The following is a 9,911-nucleotide window of genomic DNA, read 5'->3' on the forward strand; positions in this document are numbered from 1 at the left end:
GTAGGCTGGCTGGGGGGCTCGCGGCAGGTTGGCGATGCTGGCGCGGGGGCTGGCGTGGCGATCTGCGGGCTGGCGATGGGCTGGCTGCGGCGGTGACCTGCCTGGCGGTCTTGCTGGCTGCCGGACCCGTGGGTCGGTTGCTGGCGGGATCGCAGGGATGTTCTGGGAGAAGGCACTGGCTGGCTGGCGGAGGCTGGCTGGCTGTGCTTGGCACCTTGATACCCCGCGCGCCCGGCTGCGCACATGCGACACCCGCGCCCGACTGAAACGCTAAGGCACTGGCGCGGGGCGGCAAAACCAGCGCTCGCAAACACCGCATCCCGCGGCCATAATCTTGCCTCACGCCGCCGGTAACCCGAAGGCGAGCCAGCCCGGATTCCCCATGCCCCAGATCGCCCGCCGCCTGTCCCTGCCTGCCCTCTGCGCCGCCCTGCTGGCCTTGCTGCTGCTTGGCCCGGCCGCCGCGAAGGACTCCGCCCTGCGCGCGTTGACCACCGGCGACGATACCCGCGGCTGGGAGGCGGTCGGCCGCATCGACCTTGGCGGGCGCGGCTTCTGCACCGGCGCGCTGATCGCCCCCGATCTGGTGCTGACCGCGGCGCATTGTCTTTATGACAAGACCAACGGCCAGCGGTTCGAGGCTGCGGATATGGAATTCCTCGCCGGCTGGCGGCAGGGCCGCGCCGCCGCCTATCGCAAGGTCCGCCGCGCCGTCGCCCATCCCGATTACATCTACCAGACCAGCGCCGATCTTACCCGTGTCGGCCATGACCTTGCCCTTTTGGAGCTGGAACAGCCGATCCGCCTGCCCTCGATCCAGCCCTTCGCCACCGACTTGCAACCCCGCCGCGGGGATGAGGTGGGCGTCGTCTCCTACGCGATGGACCGGGCCGAGGCGCCCTCCTTGCAGGAATATTGCGAAGTGCTGGACCGGCAGGGCGAGGTGCTGGTGCTGGGATGCGAGGTCGACTTCGGCGCCTCGGGCGCGCCGATCTTCAGCATCAAGGACGGCGTGGCGCGGATCGTGTCGGTCGTCTCGGCCAAGGCCGAGGTCGAGGGCCGCCCCGTGGCGCTTGGCACTGCGCTGGCTGGCCCGCTGACCCAGCTGCGCGCGGTGATGGCGGGGGCGGTGCTGCCGGTCTCGGGCCAGGTCTACCGCCGCGGCGCGGGCGAGGCTGGGGTGTCGGGCGGCGCGAAATTCGTGCGGCCCTGAGCCTCTTGAACACGCCTGCCCACGATCCCATTTTTGCGAAGTCGGGATGCCGCAATCGGGTTCCGGCACTGCAACCGTCCCTGCCGCAATAGGTGGTGGGGCCCAGCATCGCTCAATGGAGGATGACTATGCGTAACGTTGATATGGCGCCGCTTTACCGCGCAACCGTGGGTTTCGACCGGATCGCCGACCTGATGGACCGTGTTCTGGCCGCCGATGTCGCCCAGCCGACCTACCCCCCCTACAATATCGAGAAGACCGCCGAGAATGCCTATCGCATCTCGATCGCCGTGGCCGGCTTTGCCGCCGATGAACTGGCTGTCGAGGTCAAGGACGGCGCGCTGATCGTCGCCGCCAAGAAGGCCGCCGAGGAGACCGGGCGCAGCTACCTGCACCGCGGCATCGCCACCCGCGCCTTTGAGCGCCGCTTCGCGCTGGCCGATCATGTCCGCGTCACCGGCGCCGCGCATGGCGACGGGATGCTGCATATCGACCTGGTGCGCGAGATCCCCGAGGCGCTGAAGCCCCGCCGGATCGAGATCGCCCGCACCAGCCCGGCCGAGACGACGGTTGAAGCCAAAGCGCTGGAAAACGCGCAGCACTGATCCGCCGACACGACAAGGGGCGCGCCACAAGGCGCGCCCCTTTTGCTGTGCTGCCGGATCAGACCGACAGGCAGATATACTTCATCTCCAGGTAATCCTCGATCCCGTGGCGGCTGCCCTCGCGCCCGAGGCCCGATTGCTTGACCCCGCCGAAGGGGGCAACCTCGGTCGAGATGATGCCGGTGTTGACCCCGACGATCCCGTATTCCAGCGCCTCCTGCACGCGGGTGATGCGGCCGATGTCGCGGGCGTAGAAATAGCTGGCGAGGCCGAAGATCGTGGCATTGGCCTTGGCGATTACCTCTTCCTCGGTCTCGAAGCGGAACAGCGGTGCCAGCGGGCCGAAGGTTTCCTCGGTCGACACCTTCATGTCATCGGTCACCCCCGTCACCACCGTCGGTTCAAAGAACGTGCCCCCCAGCGCGTGCCGCTTGCCGCCCGTCACCACCTGCCCGCCGCCCTTCAGCACATCGGCGATATGCTCTTCCACCTTCTCCACCGCATCCGCGTTGATCAGCGGCCCGGCTTCGGTGCCCTCGACCAGCCCGTCGCCCACCGTCAGCTTCTCCACCGCCGCCGACAGTTTGGCGGCGAAGGCGTCATAGACCCCGGCCTGCACATAGATCCGGTTGGCGCAGACGCAGGTCTGGCCGTTGTTGCGGAACTTGGACGCCATCGCGCCCTGCACCGCGGCATCGAGATCGGCATCGTCGAACACGATGAAGGGCGCGTTGCCCCCCAGCTCCATCGAGCATTTCATCACCTGATCGGCGGCCTGCCGCAGCAAGATGCGCCCGACCTCGGTGCTGCCGGTGAAGGTCAGCTTGCGCACGGCATGGTTCTCGCAGAACTCCTTGCCGATGTCGGAGGATTTCTTGGAGGTGATGACCGAGAAGATGCCCGCGGGCAGCCCCGCCCGCTCCCCCAGCACTGCCAGCGCCAGTGCCGAGAGCGGGGTTTCCGCCGCGGGCCGCGCGACGAAACCGCAGCCCGCCGCCAGCGCCGGGCCGCATTTGCGGGTGATCATCGCATTGGGGAAGTTCCACGGCGTGATTGAGCCCACCACGCCGATGGGCTGCTTGATCACCGTGATCCGCTTGTCGCGCATATGGCCGGGAATGGTCTCGCCATAGATGCGCTTGGCCTCTTCGCCGAACCATTCGATGAAGGCCGCGCCATAGGCGATCTCGCCCTTGGCCTCGGCCAGCGGCTTGCCCATCTCGGCGGTCAGGATGCGGCCCAGATCGTCCTGGTTCGCCATCATCAGGTCGAACCACTTGCGCATTACCTGCGCGCGCTCCTTGCCGGTGCGGGCGGCCCACTCCTTCTGCGCCACCTCGGCGGCGGCAATGGCGCGGGCAGTCTCGGCGCGGCCGAGGTCGGGGACGGAGCAGATGACATCGCCGCGGGCCGGGTTGGTCACGTCGAAGGTGCTGCCATCATCGGCGTCGATCCATGCGCCGGCGACATAGGCCTTGGTGGCCAGCAGCGAGGGATCCTTGAGCAGGGCGCGCAGATCGGTGACGGAATCGAGCATGGGGGCCTCCAGTCGTTCAGGGTTGCCCGATCAAGAGCATGGCGGTTGCCGACTGTCCAGCGGGGGCGGGGGAGGTGCGACTTGGCGGCCAAGACCTGCCCGGCCTCTCGCTACAAGCCTCGCAACCCTTCGTTTGGGCGGGAATAGGCGAGGCACTGCCTCGCCCCGCCCGCACTGTGACGGATCACCCAGAGCCGCCGGCCGCGCGAGACCGAATGAGGCCAGCGCCCGCCATGGGCGGAGCGGGCGCTGGCCGGGCCCTTTGGGGGCCCCTCCGGTGCAGAGGGCAAAGGCACCGCATGGCGAAGGCGATGGCCTTCGCCAAGGAGAGCGGCTGAGGCAGATTTCCCCCGCACCAGCCTACCGCCCATGCCGCACCGCCCATGCCGGCAATGTATCCCCCGCCTCCGGCGCCGCCAGATACACCGCCCGCGCAATCGCCCGGGCAAGGCAACAGGCCGCGGCATGGCCCAGCTGGAACGGGTCGGCAATCGGGTCCGTCAGCTCGCGCGCGCCCGTCGCTGCGGCAAAGACCAGATCGCCATCGAAGGGCGTGTGGCTGGGCACGATGGCGCGTGCCATCCCGTCATGCGCCGCTACCGCAAGCCGCTGCGCCTGCGCCTGGGTCAGCGCCGCATCGGTGGCGATGATCGCGATGGTCGTCGCCGCGCCGGGCCGCTTTTCCAGCGCGGGTTCCACCGCCGCCAGGAACTGCGCCGGCAGGCCGAGCCCGCCGAACTCCCCGTCCAGCTCCCACGGCGCCGCCCAGAACTGCGGGCTGTCGCCGACGGTGACAGACCCGAGCGCATTCACCGCCACCAGCGCGCCCACGGTCAGCCCGCTCTCCAGCACCACGGACGCAGACCCAAGCCCGCCCTTCAGCCCGTGACACGTCGCCCCCGTGCCCGCCCCTGCCGTGCCAAGCGCGAAGTCTTCCGCCACCGCCTCCAGGGCAGCCCGCCCCAGCGGCTTGTAGGGGTTCTCGGTCCAGCCCTTGTCGCCGCCATTCAGCAGGTCGAACAGGATCGCGCCCGGCACGATCGGCACCCGCTGGTTGCCAACCACAAAGCCGCGGCCCATCGCCCGCAACCCGTCTGCCACGCCCGAGGCGGCATCGAGGCCAAAGGCTGACCCGCCCGACAGCACCAGCGCATCCACCTGCTGCACCAGCTTGTCGGGGGCGAGCAGATCGGTCTCGCGCGTGCCTGGTGCGCCGCCCATCACATGCACGGCGGCCGTGAAGGGTATATCGCCGACCAGCACCGTCGCGCCGCTGCGCAGGCGGTCGTCACTCGCATTGCCGACCCGCAGCCCCGCCACATCGGTAATCAGGTTCCGTGGTCCCGCTCGCATCGCATCCCCTCCCGCTGGCTTTTGGGCATCCTAGCGGGTTCGGGGGGAAGCGCCACCGGGGGTGTGTTTCCCATACGACGTCCCTTCCTTGCCCGGAACAAGGCGCGCAGCGCCGCCGGGCAGCGCCCGTCCGCCCCTTCGGGCGGGCGCTTCTCAACCGTTCCGCGTAGAAGTTCGGTGGAAGCAGTTGCACCATAAAGCGCCTAGAACCACCGTTGCTCGCCCACCCGGCGGACGGGCGCTGCACTCTGACTGCGCACGCCGATGCCACCCTTGCCCGGCCGAGCGCCCGCTCAACATGAACCGTTCCCGCATCACAGGCACTGGACCCTCCCGTCGGCAGCCTCTAGCCTTCCCGCAAATCATACATATGAAAACCATACGGTTTCCATATGCCTTCCAGACGCGGTCGAAAGGTCCCGATGCTGCGCTTCCTCGCTCGCCGTCTGCTTGCCCTCGTGCTCAGTCTGATCGTGGCCAGCCTCGTGGTCTTTGCGGTGATCGAGGTGATCCCGGGCGATCCCGCCGCCTTCATGCTGGGCCTCAACGCCAGCCCCGAGACGGTGGAGGCGCTGCGCCAAACGCTGGGGCTGACCGGCTCGCTGCCGGCCCGCTACCTCTCATGGCTCGGCGGGATGCTGACCGGAGATTTCGGGATTTCATATACTTACAAGGTGCCCGTGGCCGATCTCGTCGCCGACCGGATGGCGGTGTCCCTGCCGCTGGCGCTGCTGGCACTGGCCCTCTCCACCGCCATCGCGCTGCCCGTCGGCCTCCACGCCGCAGCCCGCCGCGGCCGCGCCAGCGACACCGCGGTGATGGGCCTCACCCAGCTTGGCATCGCGGTCCCGAACTTCTGGTTCGCCATGCTTCTGGTGCTGGTCTTCGCCGTCAACCTCCGCTGGCTCCCCGCCGGCGGATTCCCCGGCTGGGATGCCGGAATTGTTCCTGCTTTCAAGGCCTTGCTGCTCCCGTCCATCGCGCTGGCCCTGCCGCAGGCGGCCATCCTCGCCCGCGTCCTGCGCTCGGCGCTGATCGAGACGCTGGAGCAGGACTATATCCGCACCGCCCGCGCCAAGGGCCTCACCCGCTCCCGCGCCCTCACCCACCACGCGCTGCGCAACGCGCTGGTGCCGGTGCTGACCATCCTCGGGATGCAGTTCTCCTTCCTGCTGGCCGGCGCGATCATCATCGAAAATGTGTTTTACCTTCCAGGGCTTGGCCGGCTGATCTTCCAGGCGATCACGCAGCGCGACCTGATCGTGGTGGAATCGGTGGTGATGATCCTCGTCTTTGCGGTGATCCTCGTCACCTTCGCCACCGACATCGCCTATGCGCTGGTCGATCCCCGCCTGAGGCGCCGCGGATGAGGCTGCGCCCGCAACTGATCCTCGGCGCCGTGCTGACCCTTGCCGCGCTGCTGGGGGCAGGGCTGTCGCTGGTCTGGACGCCCTATGACATCGGCGCGCTGAACATCGCGGCCAAGCTTCAGGGTCCTTCGGCCGCGCATTGGCTGGGCACCGACCATTTCGGGCGCGACATCGGCTCGATGCTGATGGCAGGGGCGCGCACCTCCATCGCCGTGGCCGTGGTCGCCGTCGGCATCGGCATGGTGGTCGGGGTGCCGCTTGGCCTGATCGCCGCGGCCCGCGCTGGCGGCTGGCTGGATGAGGTCATCATGCGCGGCAATGACCTGATCTTCGCCTTCCCTTCGCTGGTGATCGCCATCCTGATCACCGCGGTCTTCGGCCCCTCGGCACTGAACGCGATCCTTGCCATCGGCATCTTCAACATCCCGGTCTTTGCCCGCGTCGCGCGCGGCGGCGCCCTTGGCCTCTGGACGCTGGACTATATCCGCGCGGCGCGGGTGGCGGGCAAGGGCACGGCGCGGATCTCGGCCGAGCATATCCTGCCCAACATCGCCAACCTCTTGATCGTGCAGGGCACCATCCAGTTCAGCCTTGGCATCCTGGCCGAGGCGGGCCTGTCCTATGTCGGTCTCGGCGCGCAGCCGCCCACCGCCAGCTGGGGCCGGATGCTGGCCGAGGCGCAGACGATGGTGACGCTTGCCCCCCATGTGGCGCTGTTCCCGGGGCTGGCGATCGTCTTCACCGTGCTGGGGCTGAACCTTCTGGGCGACGGGCTGCGCGATGCGCTGGACCCGCGCAGCCGGGGGCGGCAGGCATGACGTTGCTGCGGCTCGATAACCTCTCGGTCCGCATCGGCACGGCGCCGGTGCTGTCGGACGTGTCGCTGGCGCTGGAGCCGGGCGAGACGCTGGGGCTGGTGGGCGAAAGCGGCTCGGGCAAATCCATGACCGCGTTGGCGCTGATGGGGCTGTTGCCTGCCGGGGCAACGGCCACGGGGCGGGCGGAGTTCGAGGGGCAAGACCTGCTGGCCCTGCGCGAGCGCGACCTGTGCCGCATTCGCGGCGCGCGGATCGGGATGATCTTTCAGGAGCCGATGACGGCGCTGAACCCGATGAAGACCATCGGCGACCAGGTGGCCGAAACGCTGACGACCCATGGCGCCGCTACAAGGTCCGAGGCGCTGGCCATCGCCCGCAAGCGGCTGGACCGCGTCGGCCTGCCGCCGGAGCGCTTCGGGCTGGGGCTTTACCCGCATGAACTGTCGGGCGGGCAGCGGCAGCGGGTCTGCATCGCGCTGGCCATCGCCCTGCGGCCGGCGCTGCTGATCGCCGATGAGCCGACCACGGCGCTGGATGTGACGACGCAGGCCCAGATCCTCGACCTGCTGCAGGATCTGGTGGAAGACGAGCGGATGGCGCTGCTGCTGATCACCCATGATCTGGCGGTGGTGGCGGGCCGCACCGCCCGGGTTGCCGTGATGCAGGCGGGGCGGGTGGTGGAGACGGGGCCGACCGGGCAGCTGTTCCGCGCGCCCGAGGCGGACTACACCCGCGCCCTCTTCGCCGCCTCGGCGCATGTGCCGCAGCGGGTGCCCTCGGTCAGCACTGAGCCGCTGCTGGAGCTGCGCGACGTTCGGCGCGAGTATCTGCTGCCGCGGCCTTCGCCCCTTGCCCCGCATCCGGTGCTGCGGGCGGTGGACGGGGTCAGCTTCACTCTGACCCGCGGCGAGAGCCTTGGGCTGGTGGGTGAATCCGGCTGCGGGAAGTCCACGCTGACGCGGGCGATCCTTGGCCTCGATGCGGTGCAGGGCGGCAGCATCAAGCTGGGGGGCGCGGCGGTCTCCCCGGCGATGCCCCGCGCGATGCGGGCGGGCTTGCAGGCCGTGTTCCAGGACCCCTATGGCAGCTTCGATCCGCGCTGGCGGGTGGAGCGGCTGGTGGCCGAACCCTTCCACCTGCTGCCTGCGCGCCCGGCGGACTGGCGGGACCGGGTCGCGGCGGCACTGGTGGAGGTGGGCCTGCGCCCCGAGGATGCGCGCCGGCATATCCACGAATTTTCCGGCGGCCAGCTCCAGCGCATCGCCATCGCCCGCGCGCTGATCACCCGCCCGGCGCTGATCGTGCTGGATGAGGCGGTAAGCGCGCTCGATGTGCGGGTGCGCGCGCAGGTGCTGGACCTGCTGGCGGCGCTGCAGGAAAGCCATGGGCTGTCCTACCTTTTCGTTAGCCACGATCTTGCGGTGGTGCGGGCGATCACCGACCGGGTGATGGTGATGCAGGCGGGGCGGATCGTCGAGGCGGGGCCGACCGAACAGGTGCTGTCCGCCCCCGCCCATGCCTATACAAGCAGCCTGCTGGCGGCGGCGCCGCGCCTGCCGGGATAGCGCTTTTCCGGCTTGCGCGGGCCAGCCATTCCGCCAATATGGCCCCGAGCCGCGGCGATGGCGTCGCCGCAGGGCTTGGTCCTTCGGGCCAGCCCGTTGCTTGCGGCAAACCCGCCACCGTCCTGAACGCCGGGATCTTTCGGGGTCCGGCACCGCTTCGGACCCATCCCAGAGGTCTGACCATGACGCTGAACCGTCCCGACAGCTATCGCTTCCACAATGGCGAGAAGGCTGCGCTGCCCTTCGCGCCCGAGGAATACGAGGCCCGCCTTGCCGGGCTGCATGACATCATGGAACTGCACGGGCTGGATGCCGTCGTGCTGACCTCGATGCACAATGTCGCCTATTATTCGGGCTTTCTCTACTGCTCGTTCGGACGACCCTATGCCTGTGTGGTGACGGCCACCGAGTGCATCACGATCAGCGCCGGGATCGACGCGGGCCAGCCCTGGCGGCGCAGCCATGGCGACAACATCACCTATACCGACTGGCAGCGCGACAACTTCTGGCGCGCCGTTGCCTCGGTGACCGGCACCGGCAAGGCGGTGGGCTGCGAGGCCGATCACCTGACGATGGTGCAGGCCGAGAAGCTGAACCACTTCTTGCAGCCGAAGCGCGGGATGGACATCGCCCCCGCGACGATGGCACAGCGGATGACCAAGTCTGACGCGGAAATCGCGCTGATCCGGCAGGGCACGGCGGTCGCCGACCACGGCGGCCACGCGATCCGCGCCGCGGTCAAGGTCGGCGCGACGGAGCTGGAGGTTGCGATGGCCGGGCGCGACGCGATGGAGGCAGAGATTGCCCGCCGCTTCCCGGAGGCCGAATACCGCGACACCTGGGTCTGGTTCCAGTCGGGGCTGAACACCGATGGCGCGCATAACCCGGTGACGAACCGCAAGCTGCGGCGGGGCGATATCCTCAGCCTGAACTGCTTCCCGATGATTTCGGGCTATTACACCGCGCTGGAGCGCACGATGTTCGTGGGCGAGGTCGATCCCGCCAGCCTGAAGATCTGGGAGGCGAATGTGGCCGCTCATGAATATGGCATGGGCCTGCTGCAACCGGGCGCCAGCTGCGCCGAGGTGACGGCCAAGATCAACAGCTTCCTGGCCGAGCGCGACCTGCTGCAATACCGCACCTTCGGCTATGGCCATTCCTTCGGCATCCTCTCGCATTACTACGGCCGCGAAGCGGGGCTGGAGCTGCGCGAGGATATCGATACGGTGCTGGAGCCGGGGATGGTGATCTCGATGGAGCCGATGCTGACGCTGCCCGAGGGCCAGCCGGGCGCGGGCGGCTACCGCGAGCATGACATCCTGGTCATCACCGAGGACGGCAACGAGAACATCACTGGCTATCCTTACGGGCCGGGGTTCAACGTGGTCGGCTGAGGGCGCGGCGCTTGGCAGGGTGGGGGGGGGGGGGGGGGGGGCGCCCCCCCCCCCCC

General features: G+C 68.9%; 8 protein-coding genes. 6 read left to right on the plus strand and 2 right to left on the minus strand.

Annotated elements, in window-relative coordinates; translation table 11 throughout:
- Positions 1 to 382: 382 nt before the first annotated feature.
- Together Q8S30_RS19640 and Q8S30_RS19645 are read left to right on the plus strand one after the other, a co-directional pair.
- Positions 383 to 1,213, plus strand: a complete 831-nt coding sequence (locus tag Q8S30_RS19640; RefSeq protein ID WP_305667714.1) for a serine protease — start codon at positions 383 to 385, stop codon at positions 1,211 to 1,213.
- Positions 1,214 to 1,341: 128 nt separating this feature from the next.
- Entirely contained in the window at positions 1,342 to 1,818 is a 477-nt protein-coding gene (locus Q8S30_RS19645; RefSeq protein WP_305667715.1) for an Hsp20 family protein, read from the plus strand.
- A gap of 58 nt (positions 1,819 to 1,876) precedes the next feature.
- Here Q8S30_RS19645 and Q8S30_RS19650 read toward each other — a convergent pair whose 3' ends face one another.
- On the minus strand, positions 1,877 to 3,355 hold the full coding sequence (locus tag Q8S30_RS19650; RefSeq protein WP_305667716.1) for an NAD-dependent succinate-semialdehyde dehydrogenase: 1,479 nt from the start codon (positions 3,353 to 3,355) through the stop codon (positions 1,877 to 1,879).
- Positions 3,356 to 3,715: 360 nt separating this feature from the next.
- Positions 3,716 to 4,708, minus strand: a complete 993-nt coding sequence (locus Q8S30_RS19655) for a P1 family peptidase (protein ID WP_305667717.1) — start codon at positions 4,706 to 4,708, stop codon at positions 3,716 to 3,718.
- A gap of 422 nt (positions 4,709 to 5,130) precedes the next feature.
- Between Q8S30_RS19655 and Q8S30_RS19660 the strand changes: the two genes are divergently transcribed.
- The 4 genes from Q8S30_RS19660 (at position 5,131) to Q8S30_RS19675 (ending at position 9,855) form a co-directional block, all read left to right on the plus strand.
- Entirely contained in the window at positions 5,131 to 6,078 is a 948-nt protein-coding gene (locus Q8S30_RS19660) for an ABC transporter permease (RefSeq protein WP_305667718.1), read from the plus strand.
- Positions 6,079 to 6,080: 2 nt separating this feature from the next.
- Complete coding sequence (locus Q8S30_RS19665) at positions 6,081 to 6,896, plus strand: ABC transporter permease (protein WP_305667726.1); 816 nt, start codon at positions 6,081 to 6,083, stop codon at positions 6,894 to 6,896.
- On the plus strand, positions 6,893 to 8,461 hold the full coding sequence (locus Q8S30_RS19670; protein WP_305667719.1) for an ABC transporter ATP-binding protein: 1,569 nt from the start codon (positions 6,893 to 6,895) through the stop codon (positions 8,459 to 8,461). Before Q8S30_RS19665 ends, Q8S30_RS19670 begins: the two co-directional genes overlap by 4 nt.
- A gap of 188 nt (positions 8,462 to 8,649) precedes the next feature.
- Positions 8,650 to 9,855, plus strand: coding sequence for a M24 family metallopeptidase (locus Q8S30_RS19675; RefSeq protein WP_305667727.1), 1,206 nt, complete (start codon positions 8,650 to 8,652; stop codon positions 9,853 to 9,855).
- Positions 9,856 to 9,911 lie beyond the last annotated feature (56 nt).

It is taken from the genome of Frigidibacter sp. (assembly GCF_030695035.1).
Classification (GTDB): domain Bacteria; phylum Pseudomonadota; class Alphaproteobacteria; order Rhodobacterales; family Rhodobacteraceae; genus Frigidibacter.